This is a genomic window from Xanthomonas arboricola pv. populi, from assembly GCF_002939945.1.
Lineage (GTDB): Bacteria > Pseudomonadota > Gammaproteobacteria > Xanthomonadales > Xanthomonadaceae > Xanthomonas > Xanthomonas arboricola_A.
The window spans coordinates 163,458-180,793 of the sequence record NZ_MDEB01000002.1 but is presented as its reverse complement, the minus strand read 5'-3'; the positions used below and the strand labels follow the sequence as shown (position 1 = coordinate 180,793).

Sequence of the window (17,336 nt, the reverse complement as noted above, 5' to 3'; positions counted from 1 at the left end):
GGCAACTCACACTGTCTCTTGGTCTCTGCGCCGGTGGCCGAGCGCACCGGCGGTTTAACTCCAAGCAGAGACCTGCGTTGGGTATCAACGCTCCCGCATCGATATGGGCAACACTTGCCTCACCCCGCGATGGTAAAGACAGACCCCGAATCCACCCTGATCCCGGCACCGTTGATGAAGCTGGCGCGCTCCGAGCACAGGAAGGCAACCGCCGAGGCCACTTCTTCCGGGCGGCCGCGTCGCTTGAGCACCATGCCGGGACGCTCTTCGTCCAGGAACGATTCGACCGCCTGCTCGAACGTGGTTCCGTTTTCGCTTGCGCGTTTCTGCATCATCTTGTCGGTCATGGGGGTTGCGATGAATGCGGGCGACACCGTATTGACCAGCACGTTGTCCGGTCCGTAGGCCTTGGACAGGCCCTTGGCCAGGCTCAGGATTCCTGCCTTCGATGCGCAATAGGCCAGCTCGTCCACGTAGGGCTGCACTGCATCTTCCGAGGCGAACAGCACGACCCGGCCCCATTGATTGCGGCGCATCGCGGGAATGGCCTGGCGACACATGCGCACCGCGCCCATCAGGTTGATGTCCAGCGTTTCAAGCCAGCCCGCATCGCTGACATCGAGGAAATCGCCGGTTGCGCCGGTGACGCCCGCTGCGTTGATGTAGATGTCGGGGTCGCCCAGGCGTTCGCGCACCTGTGTCCAGATGGCGGTGACGTCCTGCTCGCGGGTGACATCGCCCTCGATGGCGATGATCTGCCCCAGGGCCGACAACTCCGCCACTGCCTGGTCGAGCGTGCCGTCCGGCAGATCGGTGATCGCCACGCGCACGCCGGCTTCGAGCAGCTGTCGCGCGGTTTCCTTGCCCATTCCCGAGTCGCCGCCGCTGATGAGGGCGATCCGATTGTTGATTCCGAGATCCATGCTGAACTCCTGTGCTAGAGATTGGTGGGGGTATGCGCGCCACTAGCGGGCGAGAAATCGCTCTGCCGTGCGCAGTCCAAGTGCCATCTGCGTCAGCGCGGGATTGGCTGCCAGTGCACTTGGAAAAATCGAGTTGTCGCAGATGTAGAGGTTGGCGATGTCGAAAGCGCGGCCGTCCGGGTCCACCACGGCCTGCTCGCGATCCCTGCCCATCCGGCAGGTGCCCAGCGTGTGCGCAGAGCGGGCGGCAGCGAAGATGCGTTCGGCGCCGGCTGCCTCCCAGATTGCGCGCAGCGATGCGCGCGCGTGCGCATCGATCGCGCGTTCGTTGGGTCCGTAGCTGAAGTCGATACGCGCCTTGCGCTGGCCGAAGGCATCGCGCTCGTCGGACAGGCTCAGCCGGTTGCCGTCCTGCGGCAGGCATTCGCCATTGATGCCGATGCCTGCCAGGCGGTTGTAGCGCGTCATGGTCGATACAAGTTCCCTCCCCCACATGCCCGCGCCACGTGCCAGCGTGTTGGCCAGGGTGATCGGCTGCACGCCCAGGCTCTGTATCAGATAGCCCCCGATGAAATCGGCATTGGACGGGCGCAGCATGTCCTCGGAAATCAGCGACGATGGGTAACCACGGTTCATGCGCATGTCTGCGTCGAATTCCCCCCACACCTGGGTGGCCACATGCGCCATGAAATTGCGCCCCACCTGGCCGCTGGAGTTGGCCAGTCCCAGGTTGAGCAGCAAGCGCGGTGTTTCCACGCCGCCTGCGCACAGGAACAGGCTCGCGCACCGCTGGCGCAGTTCGCGCCCATCCTGTTGATAGACCACGCCGCTGACCATGCCACGGGCGTCGCGCTCGATGTCGATGACCCGGCAATCGGGTCGCAATTGCGCACCGTGCACGCGCGCCAGTGGCAGCCAGGTGGTATCGACGCTCACCTTGGCGCCGTTGCTGCAACCCTGATGACAGGCGCCGCAGTTGTTGCAGGCCGCGCGCCTGCCGTGGTGCGGCTGCGCATGCACCCTGGTCACCAACGCGGCTGGCGCATCGGTGGCGGTGATGCCCAGCGTGCGGCAACCGCGCTCCATCGCGTCGGCCGACGCGTTGCGCTGCGCCGGCGCATAAGCGTATTTGCGCTCGGGATCCCACGGATAGTGCGCGGGCCCGGAGACGCCGATGAACTCCTCGACGCGGCGGAGATAGGACAGCAGCTCTTCGTGCGCGATCGGCCAGTCCATGCCGTGCTGCCCGGTGTGCGTCGACAGGCTCAGATCGCGCTTGTCCGGGCGCGGGCAGAAGGCTCCCCAATGCAGGGTCGAACCGCCCAGGCCCGAACCGGAATTGTTGGCGCCAAATGCGGTAGGCGTCTGCCCGCCGCTCAGGCGCTCTTCCATCCAGTAGATGCCGGTCGTCAGCTCATCAGGCAGATGGGACGCAGGGCTGAAGGCCGCACCCGCCTCCAGCACAACTACCGAAAGACCTCGTTGCGCGAGCCGTGCAGCCAATGGGCCGCCGCCTGCCCCGCTCCCCACCACGACGACATCGACTGGAGCGTCGTGGGTGCCCAGGGTCATCGAAAACCCTTGGCAGGAAGCTGCCAGGCTTCCTGCCGATCTGCTGCGGTCTGCTGATAGCCTGGGCTGTCGATACCGGCGCCGCCAACTGCGAAGCCGTCGTATCCCACTGCCGCCATCGTGGCGGGAAGGCTGATCCAGGTCCGCGCGGCTTCGGCGCGTACGTCCTCGAACCAGTGCGCCAGCTGCGCTGCATCCAGCCCGTGTGCCGAGGGATCGCCGGCCGTCGAGCGCGACACCTCGCGCAGCCAACGATCCTGGATATCGGCAGGCAATCCAGCGAAGCCATTGGTGAGCGCGTCGAGCGTGTCGAGCCCCAGCGGCACCGCAAGCCGGTCCGGTGGCAACGCTGCATGGCGCCAACCATCTCCCGCGGCTTCGGCAAGCTGGACATCGATCCGCCGCGCAATCTCGCGCGCATCGCCGGCACCATCTAAGACACGCGCGACCACTGCGGTGAGTATTTCCAGTTGATGTTGGCTCAGCACGCCCTGCGCACCAGCAGGTGGGCCGGCATGCCGGCTGAGCAGCAGCTTGCGCATGCGCGGGGCGACCCGGTCTGCATTGAGCAGCGTGATGAAGTCATCGGGCAGGCACGTGTCCACGCAGCGATCCGCATGCGCGGCGATCAGCTGCGCGAGGTGTTCCGGCTGCTCATACGGGATCAGGTGCGCGGCATCGGCCACGGCGGCGATACGCGCATCGTGATAATGCGGCGCGTTCAGCGCTCTCTGCGCGGCTTCGCCGAGGTCGCCATCTTCGTTGCCGGCGATGATCAACGCAGGCACGTCCATGCAGCCGGCCTGCGCGCTGCAGTCCTCACGACTGGCGTGCGCGAGCCAGGCGATCCAAGCTTTTGCACTTGTTCGCAGCACATCGTCGACAGCCGCGTTCCTGACCGGTGCAGGCAGCGTCGCCGCACAGTTATCGTCGATGAACTGTTCCGCTTCTTGCCGCGTGGGGTGGCCCTTTTCGAACCAGGCCAGCATCTTCCGTCGTCGCGACTCATCCATCGGCTCAGGCGCCGGCGGCGACGCCGCGACCAGGATCACGCCAGCAAGCCCGGCAAGCCCGGCCATGCCATCGCGCGCCTGCGCCGCTGCCAGGGTGGCGATCTTTCCGCCCATGCTGTGCCCGATCGCGAACCAGCACGTCGGTTGCCGTCGAATCACCTCGTCGACAAACCAGGCAACCAGCGCGGCGGTGTCGATATGCTGCAGCGGCGGCGCCTCCCCAAAGCCGGGAATATCGAGCGCCACACAGTCGAAACGCGCCTCCAGTCGCCGGATGACGCCAGACCACTCGTTGCTGCTGGACCCAAGGGCGTGCAGGAAGAACAGCGTCGGCTTCGCCATGTAACACCTCAATCCACCAGGCGCGCATGATGACCGGCGCTTCGTCCACGCATCGTGCAGATGAGTCCGACACGGTGTGACGGTTTACCGCGTCACACCTGCTGCCATGTTGCACGGCCCCATACCTATCCGAGCCGCTGCGACTGCATCGGCTTCAGCCGGTAAATATCTGCGCCTGCATCGCCCGCGTGACGTTTCTCGAAGCGACCAGACGCCTCACACCAGGTCGCGATAATCCTGCAGGATCACCATCACCAACTGGCTGCGCGAGCGCACGTCGAGCTTGTTGAACAGCTGCTGGAAGGTCGCCTTGATCGCGCTTTCCGAACTGCCCAGCTGGCGTGCGATCAACTTGTTGGACTGCCCACGCAACAAGCCACGCAGCACTTCGCGCTCACGGTCGGTGAAACTGGGCCGGCTGTCCTGGGTGCCCTGGGCGACCAGCGACTGCAGATAACGCTGGTCGATCAGCACCCGGCCCATCGCCACCGCGTGGATGCTGTCGATCAATTCATCGGTGGAGACATCCTTGCGGCAGATGCCGGACACGCCGAGCCGGATCAAGGCCAGTGCGTCGCGCTCGGGCAGGCCGGCGGTGACGACCAGCGTGGCCGGGCGGCGCGCCTGCTCGGCCTGGCGCCGCATGTAGTCCAGCGCGTTGTACTCGCCCATGTCGTAGTCGAGGATGACCACGTCCGGCGTCAGCGACGCGATCTGTACGATGGCCTGCGCCAAGGTGCCTGATTGCCCCACCACCTCGAAGCGGGCGTCGGCACCGAGCAGGCGCAGCAGGCCCTCCCGGAACAGCGTGTGGTCGTCCAGCAGGTAGAGGCGCACCGGTTCGCGCCGCGACTCATCCATCCTGCGCCTCCGCATACGGCGCATGCGCCAGCGGCAGATGCAGTTCGAAACAGGCGCCTTCGCCGCCAGGCGCGTAACGCAGCACACCGCCCTGGTTGGCCATCAGCGCACGCGAGATATACAGCCCCAGCCCGGAGCCGTCGCTGTCGCTGCGGAACGGCTGGAACAGGCGGCCCGGCTCAGCGATGCCCGGCCCGGTGTCGCGCACGCTCAACACCGCGCGCTCCTGTTCCAGGCGCGCACTGACGATCAACTGGCGGCGTTGCGGTGGCAGCGGCTGTACCGCACGCAGCGAATTGCGCGCCAGATTGAGCAGCACCTGCAGCAACGCATGGCGGTCGCCGTGCACCGACGGGAACTCGGCCGGGATCTGGATCACCAGCTGGCCATCGACGTCTTCCCAGTCCGAACGAATGATCACATCCAACTCGCTGCACAGCGTCTGCAGCCGCGTTTCATGCGCGTCGTCGGGCAGCTGCCGACGCAGGTTGAAGGATGCCAGCTCCATCAATGCCGCCACCAGGCTGCGCAGCGCGGCCAGGTCCGGATCTGCGCCAATGGCCGGATGCCGCGCCAGGTTGGAGGTGACCACGCCCGCTGCCGAACACAGGTTGCGGATCTCGTGCGACACCGCGCCGGCCAGCAGGCGATTGTTCTTCAGCACATCGTCGAAGTGCGCCGATTCACGCGCGCGCACTTCCTCGCTGGTGTCGACCAGGATCGCGGCCAGGTGCCGCTCTTCACTGTCCTCGTAGACCGAGAACCAGGTGGTGGCCGGGAAGCGGGTGCCATCGCTGCGGCAGCCCCAGGTGCTGGCGGAGGTGCGCATGCCATCCAGATTGGCGCTCATGCTCAGCGCATCGTCCAGCAGCGGCAGGAACTCGCGCACCGCGCGGCCCTCCAGCCCGCCCTCCTCGGCCATGTCCAGGATCTCGTGTGCGGCGCGGTTGGCCGCCACAATGCGGCCATCGCCGGCTACGGTCAGCAACGCCGCCGGGCTGCTCTCGGCGAGCAGCCGCAATTGCCGCTCCAGCCGCCGGCGCAGCCGCTGTTCGGCGCGCAGCTGCACGTAATGGGCCAGGATCACCCGACGGGTGCGGCTGATCTCGGCCACGAGCAGTCCGCAGCCGGCATAGGCAATCGTCGCCATGAAAAAGCGCAGCGCCTGTTCGACCAACGTTTCATCGGTCACGAACAAGCCGCGTAGCACCGCACAGGCGATCGCGGCGATGACGATGTCGCGCCGTGACAGCACCGTGGCCGCCAGCACTACCGGCAGGATGTAGAGCAGACCCAGCGACACGCCCAGGTGCGAGTACCACTCCGCCCACACCAGCAGACCCAGCATCGCCAGCGACGCCCACAGCGTCGGGCCGCGATTGAGCTTGACCACCTGCCCGCGCCACTTGAATGGCAGTCTCAGTCTGTCCATTGCCATCCCATGCACTTGCGCTGCAATGCCGCTCCTTTCTGGTTGTGGTTGATGCCACAGCATCGTGGCCAGGCCTGCGGATTTCACCCTATCGAAAGATAGCCCGGCCGCATCGTTCGGACGGTGCGTGCACTGTCCAACGCTGGCGCAAGGATGGCAGACACGACCGTGGAGGCTGGGTGTAATGCGTCTACCCCACGTCGATGTTGCCTCTCCCATGATCACCCGCGATACGTTTCCGTTGCGACGCATCTGGCCCAAGACCTACAAGCGCCTGCTGGTATTGCTGGCGTTCGACTGCGCGGTGGCCGTGCTCTACACCTTCTTCGACTGGCAGTGGCTGTCGATCGAAGCCTTGCCGCTGGCCCAGCTCGGCTCGGCGCTCACCATCTTCCTGGCGTTCCGCGCCAACGCGGCCTATGGCCGCTGGTGGGAGGCGCGCCAACTCTGGGGCACGCTGGTGAACACCTCACGCGCCATCGCACGCCAGGCCTTGACCGCGCTGGATCTGGACCCGGCCGACCCACGCCAGGCCGCGCTGCGCGACGACATCGTGGTGCACCAGGTCGCCTTCGTGCACGCCCTGCGCTGCCATCTGCGCCGGCAGAATCCGTTTCCCGAGCTGGCCGGGCTGCTCGGCCAGGCACGCGCCGACGACTTGCGCGGCTATGCCAACATCCCCAACGCGCTGACCCTGCGGCTGGGCCAGCAACTGCAGCAGGCGCGCGACTGGGACATGCTCGACAGCCTGCGCTGGTCGTCGCTGGACGCCAACCTCACCACGCTGGCCAACATCCAGGGCGCCTGCGAACGCATCAAGAACACCCCGCTGCCGCGGCAGTTCTCCTCGCTGCCGCGCACATTGGTGAACATGTATTGCTGGCTGGTGCCGCTGGGCCTGATCGCCGGCATGGGCCTGGCCATGCCGATCGCCTCGGTGCTGATCAGCTTCACCCTGATCGCCATCGACAGCGCCAGCAGCGCCATCGAAGACCCGTTCGAGAACACCGTGCACGACACCCCGATGACCGCTTTGTCGCGCGGCATCGAACTGACCCTGCGCGAGATGCTGGGCCAACGCGTACCGCTGCGCGAGGTGCGCGCCATCGACGGTTTCATCTACTGACCACGGAGCCAGCCATGCAGACCACCCCCACCCACCTGATCTTCGCCACCAATTTTTCCGAGACCTGCCATGCGGCCATCCCGACCGTGGCGCAGCTGGTGGACCGCCTGCGCGCGCGCCTGACCATCCTGCACGTGCACGCCAAGGGCAAGCGTGCGCAGGCCCGGCAGTCGCTGGATGCGTTTTTTGCCGAGGCTTCCAATTACCCGGGCTGCGAACGCGCACTCGCCGGTGGCCCCGCCGCTGCCGGCATCGTCTCGTTCTGCCGCAGCCGCGAAGATGCGCTGCTGATCATGCCGCCGTCAGAGCGCACCGGCCTGCCGCGCCCGTTGCATGTCTCGCTGCGCGCGCGCGTGCTGCAGCGCGTGGCCACGCCCATGCTCACCCTGCCCTACGCCGATGCGATCCCGCGCGACGGCGCTGTCGGCGGCCACGTCGCCTGCTGGATCACCGGCCGCGAAACCAGCCTGGAATCGCTGCGCGATGCCGCCGCGCTGGCACGCCGCCGCGGCGCCGACCTGCACCTGCTGCACGTCGTGCCGGAGATCAGCGAGGGCCTGCTGGTCGACAGCCTGTTCAACGACAAGCCGCTGAGCGAAGACGCGGCCGCCAGCTGGCTCGGCGATCTGGTCCAGCAACTGCCCGACGAGGACCTGCGCGTGCGCATCCACGTGGCTATCGGCAACCCGCGTCGCGAGATCGCCGGCCTGCTCAAGCGCGCCTGCGCCGACGTGCTGGTGGTCGAACACGACGCCGTCGTCCGGCGCGGTGTCTGGCGTTCCTCGCTGCAGTCCGCGCTGGCAAAAACACCGTGCGTGCTGATCTGCCTGCCGCCGCCGCATTTGCGCCGCCCGATCCTGGGCGCTGGTGGCGATCAAGCGGACGCCGCGTCCGGCCGCAGTCTGGCAAGGCGGCTATTGCGGGTGTGAGGGGAATTGATCGCAAGGTGACCGTTCAGCTGCGCAGCTGGCCGCTATGCAGGCTGGCTCGCACAAGCGGGCTGCAGCCCCTACCCTTTCAACACAAGCGACACATCCGGGTACCGCCGCACACGAAGTCCACGAAGGCGCGCACCTTCGGGGCAGCCAGGCGCCTGGAGGTGTGCAGCACCCACAGCGCCGGCTCCACGCCAGCGCTCATGCCCCATTGCAATAGTTCGCCGCACACGAGCTGGTTCCGTGCGCTCGCCTGCGCAAAGAGCGCAACGTCGCCGCCTTCCGCCGCGTCATCTCCCGCCGATTGCCCGCGGTCATAGAGGTACGTGAGTCGTTGCTCTTTGGCGAGCTGTGTTTAGATGGCACAGGAGGGCGTGCCGCTACATCGCGCCTGCCCGTCTGAGGCACACTACGCACATGGACACGATTCGGCCGTATCACTCCCAGGACTTCGATACGTGCATGGCACTCTTCGACGCGAATGTGCCTGCGTTCTTCAGCGCCGGGGAACGTGCCGACTTCGCTGGCTTCCTGATCCAACACGCTGCGGCGTGGCACTACCAACTGCTCGAGCGCGGCAACGATATCGCTGGCTGCGCCGGTTATGCGATCAGCGCCGATGGCATCACGGCGAGCTTGTGCTGGGGCATGGTCCATCCCAGCCTGCACCGCTGCGGCGCGGGAACGCAGTTGCTCCTGACCCGGCTTGAAACATTGCGCCAGATGCCAGACGTGCGGCGCGTCGTGCTGGATACGAGTCAACATACCCAGCAGTTCTACGCCCGCTTCGGCTTTGTCGTGCAGCAGGTGACCGTAGATGGCTATGCGCCCGGACTGGAGCGGTGGGACATGGCCCTCGATCTGAAGTCTTGTGCAACGCCTACAGGTCGCGCTCTGTCTGCACAGTAACGAGATTGCTCACCGCGCCGCATCCTTGTTCGCTTGGGCACGCGCAAGCGCACTGGCAGATACCAGCAGATCCGGCAACTCCTGGCGAAAGGCCTCGGCCTGTCCTGCCTGCAAGATGCAATGAAAGCTTGCGTTGTCGAATATCGGCCTGCCCTGCAGGAAGAAGCCATCACGGCCTTGCACGACGAAATTGAAACACGCCTGCCAGCGTGGGTTCGGGCTGGCCGACAACTGCACCACGACCTCGCTGCCGGCAGATGCTGCGCCTGCCGGGGTGACCGTGATCGTTCGCGCGGTGATCTGGTGACTGCTGTTCATGGCGAACATGATCACGCTTGGGACGTCGCGGCGGAGTGAGTCGGCGATGCCGCGCGACATGGCATCCGGAGTACGGGTAGAAACCGCGCTGCATAACCCCTTAGCGGTGTCCAAACAGCCCGGCCCAGACGCCGGCTACAAGACGCGTTCGCCGTCTCAGATGCCTGGCCTTACCCACGCGCTAAAGAGCGAGCGCAGAGCAAGCGCGATGCCGCCGATGCAATAACATCAGCATTATCACGTGGATAATCGCCGCGCTGCCAGTCGGTTTTTTCCTGACCTGCGTGAACGAAAATGCGAGCTAAATGCGGCCTGGAGCGGGCGGTTTAAGTTTCCGACCTTCGCGTCGTTATCACGTTGCCGAGGCATTCGCGCGAACATCACGCGACCTGCCAGCCGGTGCCACCCAAGGGACATCAGGACGACTCGCATGACTGCTTATTTGCAACGCTACAACGTCGGTCGCCGTCTCGGCGTCGCCTTCGGCATCCTGATTCTGCTGTCGAGCCTCCTGGTGGCGACCGGCCTGGTCACCATGGCCAATGCAAGAAAGCAATTCGATTTCATCGTGCTCGATCGTATGGCCAAGATCCAGATCGGCAATGGCATGCTGGATGCCAACTCATCGATCCTGATCGCGCTGGGCACCTATACCATGGCCACCAGCGCTGAACTCAACAACGAAGCGCTCACCACCATCAATACGCAGCGCCAGCGCTATAACCAGTTGCGGGCCAAGCTCGATACGCTGCCCGGCTCCGAGGAAAGCCGCAAGATTCGCGCCGAGATGGACGAGCGACGCGCAATCTCAGGCAAGATCAACGATCAGGTCATGGCGCTCGCCGCGCAAAACGACAATGCACCGGCGCAGGTCTTGCTCAGCGAACAGGCGCGCCCGGCGACGATGGCATGGCAGGACAAGATTCGCGCGCTGGTGACGCGTCAGGAAGGTCAAAGCCAGCAAGCCTATGCTGACGCAGTGGCCTCGATGAATCGCGGCAAGCTGCTGATCATCTCCGGCGGCATTGCCGTGGTTGTGATCAGCAGCCTGCTTGCCTGGCTCATCACCCGCAGCCTGACCCAGCCGCTCGCACGCGCAACCCTAGCCGCAGAGGCGATTGCCGACGGCCAGCTGGACAACGACGTGGAAAGCGACGCCAAGGATGAAACCGGCCGTCTGCTGCGCGCCATGCGTCGCATGCAGACGCAGCTGCAATCCTTGCTAGACGCGCAGAGCGACATGGCCAGGCGCCACGATGACGGCCAGACCAGCTTCCGCATCGACGCCGCGGCGTTTCCTGGCGACTATGGCCGCATGGCGAAGGACACAAATACCCTGGTGGCGTCGCATTTGGCGGTGCAGACGAACCTGGCACGCATCATGGGGCGCTATGCCATCGGCGATCTCAGCGAAAGCATGGAGCGCCTGCCCGGCGAAAAGGCCGTGCTCTCGCAGACCATGGACGAGGTAAGGGCCAACCTGTCTGCAATGAACCGCCAGATCAAGCAGCTGGCGCAATCCGCGGCTAACGGCGACTTCAGCGCACGCGGCGATGCCGAGCGTTTCCAGTACGATTTCCATGTGATGGTCGATAGCCTCAACCAACTCATGGCCACTGCCGACGGCAACCTGCAATCGCTGTCGTCGCTGCTGCAATCCATCGCTGCAGGCGATCTCACCGCACGGATGACCGGCGAGTTCAAGGGCGTGTTCGCGCAGATGCGTGACGATGCCAATGCCACCGCCGCGCAACTGGCAGAGATTGTCGGCCGCATCCAGCATTCGGCGATATCGATCAATTCTGCCGCCAGCGAAATCGCTGCAGGCAATCAGGACCTGTCGCAGCGCACCGAGCAGCAGGCCGCCAACCTGGAAGAAACCGCCGCCTCGATGGAAGAGCTGACCTCCACCGTGCGCCAGAATGCCGAACACGCCCGTCAGGCCAATCAGTTGGCGATCGGTGCGGCGGGCGTGGCATCGCAGGGCGGCGAGATCGTGAGCAAGGTCGTGGGCACCATGGCTGGTATCGAGGTCTCATCCAAGAAGATTGCCGACATCATTTCCGTCATCGACGGTATCTCGTTCCAGACCAATATCCTGGCCTTGAACGCGGCGGTGGAAGCGGCACGTGCGGGCGAACAGGGCCGCGGCTTTGCGGTGGTGGCATCGGAAGTCCGCACCCTCGCCCAGCGCTCCACCGCTGCCGCGAAGGAGATCAAGACCCTGATTGACGATTCGGTCGAGCGGGTCGCCGAAGGTTCGACGCTGGTGCATGCGGCAGGCTCCACAATGGCCGAGATCGTTGCCAGCGTGCAGCGCGTGACCGACATCATGGGCGAAATTTCTGCGGCGTCGCAGGAACAATCGGCCGGCATCGAACAGGTCAACACCACCGTGACGCAGATGGACGAAACCACGCAGCAAAACGCAGCGCTGGTGGAAGAAGCCACCGCCGCCGCGCGCTCGATGGAAGAACAGGCCGTGCAGCTGACGCAGGCAGTATCGGTATTCAAGATCAGCGAGGGCAGCACGCGCACCACGCGGCCGGCAACACCGGTTGCGACAAAGCGCAGCGAGGTTGCCGGCCGACCCGTTGCCGCTGTCAAAAACCCGCTACGCCAGGCACCTGCAGCGAAACGGGCGGTGGCCGCAGGCTCTTCGCACGATGCAAGCGACTGGCAGGAGTTCTGATCCCTCGCGTCGAAAACGCGCCAGGGTAGTGTGGGCCGTTTGCTTTTGAGAGCTGATCGAATCTGCATACGAGTGGTACCTGCCGATTCCGAGCACCAGCCGCGCTGCCCTGGCGGTGGCGCAGTCGTTTTGTTAGCCGCTCTAAGCCTGGCAGTGCCAAAGCGCATCCATCGCGCACCGAGCACACAGATCACGGCAAGGCCCCGCACACGCGGGGTTTTGCTTTGCTGCGGCACGCCCTGCGGGCCGGCCCGCAGTTAAGGATCGTCGACCTCATCCTGTTCGTGAAGAACCTCGTTCCGGCGCGCTACGCACTGATTATCGCCCGCCTGCACTTGTCGGCAGGCGGGGGGGCCTTGCGTCAGCCGCGATACGTGCTGCGCTGGCGCTGCGTTTTGAACGGGCCGCCTGCATCTGACTGACCATCGTGCGCTGCGCTGTCTGCCAACGCCTTCCGGTTGATAGCAGACACCCTGCCCGCTATCCCAGCTGCATCCGCGCCCTATCCAGGGTGCTCATGATCTGGATCACTTCGTCCAGCCGATGGAGCGGAGATTCCTTGCGTCCCTCCCCGATGTAACGCGCGGCGGCTGTCGCTTGCCACGACAGGCCGGCGTAGCCACCGATTCCGGTCGGATCCATCCACACTGCGGGCGTGCCGGCCTGGTCGTTGCCGACCAGACTCAGCGCGGTCGGGTTGTGGAAATCGCCAGCAAGATCGATGCGGCCCCGGGTACCGGTGACATAGGCGGTGGAGCTGCTGCGCGCCACGATGGAACTGATCAGCGTGGATTGCGCGGTGCCGCCATGCGACAGCACCATGGTTGAAAAGGCATCCACACCGGTATCGGTCAGCACGCCGGTCGTCGCGATCGCAGTCGGTGCGCCCAGGATCATCGAAGAGAACTGCACCGCATACACGCCCAGGTCCAGCAGCGCGCCGCCGCCGAGCGCAGGATTGCGCTGGCGATGCGCGGCATCGTCAGGGCCGCGTTGGCTCAGATCGGCAAACACATGGCGAAGCTCGCCCAACGCGCCATCGGCCAGCAGTTGTCGCAGCACCGAGGTATGCGGCAGGTAGCGACTCCACATGGCCTCCATCAGGAACAGACCGCGCTGCCGCGCCTCCTGAACCAGCGTGCGCGCGTCGTCGGCGCGGGTGGTCATGGGTTTTTCGATCAACACATGTTTGCCCGCGCGCAGCGCCAGCAAGCCCTGCTGCAGATGTTCGCTGTGCGGGGTGGCGATATAGACGATGTCGACATCGCGGTCCTCGACCAGCGCCTCGTAGCTGTCATAGGCACGCTGCATCGCCCAGGTGCTCGCAAAGGCCTCGGCACGCGTACGCGTACGCGAGGCCACTGCGAATGGCTGTTGCCTGGTATGGCTGCGCAGAGCGCTCACGAACGCAGAGGCGATCGATCCAGGCCCCAGTACACCCCATCGCAACGATGGCTCGCCGCGATCCGGTAGAAACAGCTCGGGCTCGGGAAACACTGTTGGCACCATGCGCTTGGCCTCCTGGGTAGCATGTGCGCGCATCCTAGCAAAGCGGGAGCAGCGCTCCTGGTGGCGCCGGCTCGCACATCGGCATCGAAGATTTCGCCCTGAACGCGTAGGCTCAGCGTGCGGCGCCTTCTATCGCCGGGGCGAAGACGCATCGATTCGCGCAGCAAGTTGCGAAGATATTCCTGCACTTCTGTCCGCTTTGCGCGTCGAGAACCCTCATCACGCGTCACGCGCCTTGCACTGTGCGCTGCTTAGCTTGTTCCGATGAGCGCACGTATTTCATCGAACACCCTCGCCTTTGCAGCGAACACGGATTCAGCCCTCACCGACGGCCTCAAGCATTCGATTGCGGACAAGTGGCTCAGCACACATCCGACGCTGCCGCTCCCCGGGCGAGGTCACACCGTAGAGCGCTGGCAGACGCTTGCCGATATCGCCGCAGACGACCTGTGCGTGGCCAAGTTGCTGGAAGCGCATTACGACGCGCAAGCCATCTGCGCCGATCTGGGCGCAGACATCATGCTGCCGACTCAGCGTTGGGCGGTGTGGGCGGCTGAGCCGACCGGCTCGGACATGCGTTTTTCCGGACAGGCGCTCAACGGCACCAAGGCGTGGTGTTCCGGTGCCGCGCAAGTGACGCATGCGCTGGTGACAACGCGCCATGCAGGCGCCAGCTGCCTGTTTGCCGTGGCCCTGGATCAGCCCGGCATACGGATCGACAGCAGTGCATGGCAGGCAGTCGGGATGCAGCGCATCGAGACGGCCAATGTCCGCTTCTGCGATACGCCAGCGAGGCAGATTGGCGAAAGCGATGCGTACCTGACCCGGCCTGGATTCTGGCATGGAGGCGCCGGCATCGCCGCGTGCTGGTTCGGCGCCACCGTGGCGGTTGCCGATGTGCTGCGCGCCTCTACGCGTTTGAGCAGCGATCCGCATGCTGCCGCGCATCTGGGCGCTATCGATGCAAGCCTGGCATCTGCCGCTGCGTTGTTGCGTCAGCTGGCCTCGCGCATCGATGCGCAGCCGGAGCAGGCACATCTACGTGGCGTACTGCAGGTGCGCAGCGTGGTCGAAGCGGTCGCACGCGACACGCTGGATCGTGTCGCCCGGGCGTTGGGGCCAGGGCCGCTGTGCGGCAACCGCGCACATGCGCAGCGCTGTGCCGACTTGTCGGTGTTCATTCGGCAGCATCATGCAGAACGCGATCTGCAAGCCTTGGGCGAGTTGTGCCAACAGGAGGCATCGCCTTGGAAGATCTAGCCGGGCAGCCTATCGAGGGCGCAGGGACACCGGAAGCCGCATGGCGCGCTGCGCCATGTCTGATCGAACTGCCACGCGTCACGCTGTCGCAACTGCTGCAAGGCAGTCAGCGCCTGGTGGTGGTGGCGCCGCACCCGGACGATGAAGTGCTTGGATGTGGCGGAACGATTGCTGCCGCGCGTGACGCAGGCGTACCGGTGTTGATCATTGCGCTGACCGATGGGGAGCAGGCCTACCCGGACGAACCCGGCTGGCGTCCACAGGTGCTGGGCCCGGCGCGGCGCCTGGAACTGGAAGCAGCAGCGCAGCAGTTGGGCGTGTTGCCTGGTGCATTGACCCATCTGGCGTTGGGCGATGGCGCGTTGGGGGCGTGCGAAGCGCGCATGGCAGAGGCCATCGGCGATCTGATCACTGCGCAGGACACGGTGCTGGTGACCTGGGAACGCGATGGCCATCCGGATCATGAGGCGGCTTCGCGTGCGACCCAAGCCGCGTGCAAGGCGCAGTCTGCGCGGCGTCTGCAATACCCGGTATGGGCGTGGCATTGGTCGCGTCCGGAAGATGGGGTGTTTGCCGATGGCGCTACCGTGCGCCTGGATCTATCGCCTGCGGTGCTGCGTGCCAAGCAGCGCGCCGTTGCGTGCTTTGCCACCCAGTTGGGCCATTGCACGCCGGCTGTTGCAGAACCGATTCTGCCGCCGTCGGTGCTGGAGCGCTTCGCCCGGCCGTTTGAGGTATTCATCCGATGACGGCGCTGAGCGTTGAGCATTTCGAGCAGATGTATGCCGATGAAGACCCGTTCGGGTATCGCTCGCGCTGGTACGAGCAGCGCAAGCGCGACATCCTGCTCGGCGTCCTGCCCTATCCGAGGTTCGCGCGCGGCTGGGAATTTGGATGTTCCAACGGCGAGCTGACCGCGCACTTGGCACCGCGCTGCGACACGTTGCTGGCCACGGATCTGTCGCAGCAGGCGGTCGCGCTGGCGAGCGTGCGCGTGCAGGCGCTGCCTGCGGTAACGCTGCAACAGGCTGAGCATCCGTCGGACTGGCCGGAAGGTCTGTTCGATCTGATCGTCTTCAGTGAAGTGGGCTATTACCTCGACGATCCGGATTTCGAAAGAACCCTAGCGCTGTTCGCCCGCTCGCTCGCCGCCCGGGGCTGTCTGGTGGCGTGTCACTGGCGGCATGCCTTCGACGGCGCGTTGCGCAGTGCCGAGCAGGTCCACAGCGCGCTGAACCAGGCATTGGCAATGGACACGCTGTGCTCCTATCAGGATGCGGACTTCGTGCTGCAGGCCTGGATGTCAGGGCCGTCGATTGCGCAACAGGAGCAGCTGCGATGATCGCGGTCACCATCCCGGCGCATAACGAAGCGGACCTGATCGGCAAGTGCCTGCAATCCATTCTGGTGGCAGCCGCGCACCCGCACTTGTTTGGAGAGCGTGTGGAAATCCATGTCGCACTTGATCGCTGTACCGACGGCACCGGCCCCATCGCACGCGCGCACGGCGCAAGAACCGTCAACACCTCCGGCGGTGTCGGCATTGCGCGTGCAGCCGCGGCATCGGCCGCAATCGCGCGTGGGGCGCGCTGGCTTGCGTTTACCGATGCGGACACCTGCGTGCCGCCGGATTGGCTCTCGGCGCAGCTCGATTGCGCCGCGGATGTGTTCTGTGGCGTGGTGGAGGTGACCGATTGGCACGATTTCCGTCCCGAAACACGGCAGGCCTTCCTGGCCAAGGAAATTCGTCGCGATGGTCACCCACACGTGCATGGCGCCAATCTCGGCATGAGTGTGGCGGCGTACGTGGCAGCCGGTGGTTTCTCTGCGCTGAAGTGCTGCGAAGACGTGGCGCTGGTTTCGGCACTGGAGCGCGCGGGCATGCGGATTGCCCGCCTGGTCAAGCCGGTCGTCAATACCAGCGCCCGCCGCATCGCCCGTGCGACCGGCGGATTCAGCGATCACCTCGCCCGCCTGGAGATGGCCGTGCTGGCAGGCGAGCCGGTACTGGGTAATTAGGTTTAGAGGGCCTATCAAACCTAGCGCGCAGCCACCGGCCGTGCATGGCCGGTGCTTGGAGTCGGCATGTACCACTCGTACACCACGGTTCCTCTGCGCCGTCCGCTCTCACCTGACAACCGTTCGCTACATTTTTTCAGCCCTCTTAATGCAACCTGTTCAAGCCGGCCACTGCCGCTACCGAGGTTTATGATGGATCCCACGATGTTTCGGCAGATTGGTCGTTACCGATTGACTGCACACACGGTTCCGGTGGACGGCGTCTTCTCCCCGGAGATTCTTGTGTCGTTCGATGATGGAATTACCTTGTACGGGCACAGGCGCGAGATGCGATTCGACACACAACTTGCCGCGCACCATTACGCCAGACAATGGATGGGAAGATGCACCGTGACGCCGCTGGGTATTCTCGAAAGCGTATGAGC

General features: G+C 65.1%; 16 protein-coding genes, 1 other RNA gene and 1 pseudogene. 10 read left to right on the top strand and 8 right to left on the bottom strand.

Going from position 1 to position 17,336, the window contains the following annotated elements; all coding sequences use genetic code 11:
* Positions 1-119: 119 nt before the first annotated feature.
* The 5 genes from XaplCFBP3123_RS07185 to XaplCFBP3123_RS07165 all read right to left on the bottom strand — a co-directional run bounded on the left by XaplCFBP3123_RS07185 (position 120) and on the right by XaplCFBP3123_RS07165 (position 6,143).
* Complete coding sequence (locus XaplCFBP3123_RS07185) at positions 120-923, bottom strand: SDR family NAD(P)-dependent oxidoreductase (protein ID WP_104533441.1); 804 nt, start codon at positions 921-923, stop codon at positions 120-122.
* Between the two features lie 42 nt (positions 924-965).
* The gene (locus XaplCFBP3123_RS07180) at positions 966-2,495 is read right to left on the bottom strand and encodes a GMC family oxidoreductase (RefSeq protein ID WP_104533440.1); all 1,530 of its coding nucleotides are present in this window, start codon (positions 2,493-2,495) and stop codon (positions 966-968) included.
* The gene (locus XaplCFBP3123_RS07175) at positions 2,492-3,850 is read right to left on the bottom strand and encodes an alpha/beta fold hydrolase (RefSeq protein ID WP_104533439.1); all 1,359 of its coding nucleotides are present in this window, start codon (positions 3,848-3,850) and stop codon (positions 2,492-2,494) included. The genes XaplCFBP3123_RS07180 and XaplCFBP3123_RS07175 overlap by 4 nt, the downstream gene beginning before the upstream one ends.
* Positions 3,851-4,066: 216 nt before the next feature.
* Positions 4,067-4,711, bottom strand: a complete 645-nt coding sequence (locus XaplCFBP3123_RS07170) for a LuxR C-terminal-related transcriptional regulator (protein ID WP_104533438.1) — start codon at positions 4,709-4,711, stop codon at positions 4,067-4,069.
* The gene (locus tag XaplCFBP3123_RS07165; protein ID WP_104533437.1) at positions 4,704-6,143 is read right to left on the bottom strand and encodes a sensor histidine kinase; all 1,440 of its coding nucleotides are present in this window, start codon (positions 6,141-6,143) and stop codon (positions 4,704-4,706) included. The genes XaplCFBP3123_RS07170 and XaplCFBP3123_RS07165 overlap by 8 nt, the downstream gene beginning before the upstream one ends.
* A 184-nt stretch (positions 6,144-6,327) precedes the next feature.
* Between XaplCFBP3123_RS07165 and XaplCFBP3123_RS07160 the strand changes: the two genes are divergently transcribed.
* Both XaplCFBP3123_RS07160 and XaplCFBP3123_RS07155 read left to right on the top strand, forming a co-directional pair.
* Positions 6,328-7,269: a bestrophin family protein gene (locus tag XaplCFBP3123_RS07160; RefSeq protein ID WP_253254156.1), complete on the top strand. Its 942-nt coding sequence runs from the start codon at positions 6,328-6,330 to the stop codon at positions 7,267-7,269.
* Between the two features lie 14 nt (positions 7,270-7,283).
* The gene (locus XaplCFBP3123_RS07155; protein ID WP_104533435.1) at positions 7,284-8,198 is read left to right on the top strand and encodes a universal stress protein; all 915 of its coding nucleotides are present in this window, start codon (positions 7,284-7,286) and stop codon (positions 8,196-8,198) included.
* An 80-nt stretch (positions 8,199-8,278) separates the two neighbouring features.
* Here the strand turns inward: XaplCFBP3123_RS07155 and XaplCFBP3123_RS21665 are convergent.
* Positions 8,279-8,499 (bottom strand): annotated as a pseudogene (locus XaplCFBP3123_RS21665) (LysR family transcriptional regulator); the annotation flags it as partial.
* A gap of 167 nt (positions 8,500-8,666) precedes the next feature.
* Between XaplCFBP3123_RS21665 and XaplCFBP3123_RS07145 the strand changes: the two are divergent.
* Positions 8,667-9,113, top strand: a complete 447-nt coding sequence (locus XaplCFBP3123_RS07145) for a GNAT family N-acetyltransferase (RefSeq protein WP_104533798.1) — start codon at positions 8,667-8,669, stop codon at positions 9,111-9,113.
* Positions 9,114-9,122: 9 nt separating this feature from the next.
* Here XaplCFBP3123_RS07145 and XaplCFBP3123_RS07140 read toward each other — a convergent pair whose 3' ends face one another.
* The gene (locus tag XaplCFBP3123_RS07140) at positions 9,123-9,431 is read right to left on the bottom strand and encodes a hypothetical protein (RefSeq protein ID WP_104533797.1); all 309 of its coding nucleotides are present in this window, start codon (positions 9,429-9,431) and stop codon (positions 9,123-9,125) included.
* A 430-nt stretch (positions 9,432-9,861) separates the two neighbouring features.
* Between XaplCFBP3123_RS07140 and XaplCFBP3123_RS07135 the strand changes: the two genes are divergently transcribed.
* Positions 9,862-12,123 carry a methyl-accepting chemotaxis protein gene (locus XaplCFBP3123_RS07135; protein WP_104533434.1) on the top strand — a complete coding sequence of 754 codons (2,262 nt, stop codon included), beginning with the start codon at positions 9,862-9,864 and terminating at the stop codon, positions 12,121-12,123.
* Positions 12,124-12,603: 480 nt separating this feature from the next.
* Here XaplCFBP3123_RS07135 and XaplCFBP3123_RS07125 read toward each other — a convergent pair whose 3' ends face one another.
* The gene (locus tag XaplCFBP3123_RS07125) at positions 12,604-13,632 is read right to left on the bottom strand and encodes a Gfo/Idh/MocA family protein (RefSeq protein ID WP_104533796.1); all 1,029 of its coding nucleotides are present in this window, start codon (positions 13,630-13,632) and stop codon (positions 12,604-12,606) included.
* A 264-nt stretch (positions 13,633-13,896) separates the two neighbouring features.
* Between XaplCFBP3123_RS07125 and XaplCFBP3123_RS07120 the strand changes: the two genes are divergently transcribed.
* The 6 genes from XaplCFBP3123_RS07120 to XaplCFBP3123_RS21585 all read left to right on the top strand — a co-directional run bounded on the left by XaplCFBP3123_RS07120 (position 13,897) and on the right by XaplCFBP3123_RS21585 (position 17,334).
* Positions 13,897-14,892 carry an acyl-CoA dehydrogenase family protein gene (locus XaplCFBP3123_RS07120; RefSeq protein ID WP_172453138.1) on the top strand — a complete coding sequence of 332 codons (996 nt, stop codon included), beginning with the start codon at positions 13,897-13,899 and terminating at the stop codon, positions 14,890-14,892.
* Positions 14,880-15,641 carry a PIG-L deacetylase family protein gene (locus tag XaplCFBP3123_RS07115; protein ID WP_104533432.1) on the top strand — a complete coding sequence of 254 codons (762 nt, stop codon included), beginning with the start codon at positions 14,880-14,882 and terminating at the stop codon, positions 15,639-15,641. Before XaplCFBP3123_RS07120 ends, XaplCFBP3123_RS07115 begins: the two co-directional genes overlap by 13 nt.
* Complete coding sequence (locus tag XaplCFBP3123_RS07110; RefSeq protein WP_104533431.1) at positions 15,638-16,234, top strand: class I SAM-dependent DNA methyltransferase; 597 nt, start codon at positions 15,638-15,640, stop codon at positions 16,232-16,234. Before XaplCFBP3123_RS07115 ends, XaplCFBP3123_RS07110 begins: the two co-directional genes overlap by 4 nt.
* Positions 16,231-16,911 (top strand): glycosyltransferase, encoded by a 681-nt coding sequence (locus XaplCFBP3123_RS07105; protein WP_104533430.1) that lies wholly within the window; start codon positions 16,231-16,233, stop codon positions 16,909-16,911. Before XaplCFBP3123_RS07110 ends, XaplCFBP3123_RS07105 begins: the two co-directional genes overlap by 4 nt.
* Before the next feature lie 66 nt (positions 16,912-16,977).
* Positions 16,978-17,053: non-coding RNA, sX9 sRNA (locus XaplCFBP3123_RS07100), on the top strand.
* Positions 17,054-17,115: 62 nt separating this feature from the next.
* A complete protein-coding gene (locus tag XaplCFBP3123_RS21585) occupies positions 17,116-17,334 on the top strand; it encodes a hypothetical protein (protein ID WP_253254155.1) in 219 nt (72 codons plus the stop codon).
* Positions 17,335-17,336: the final 2 nt, after the last annotated feature.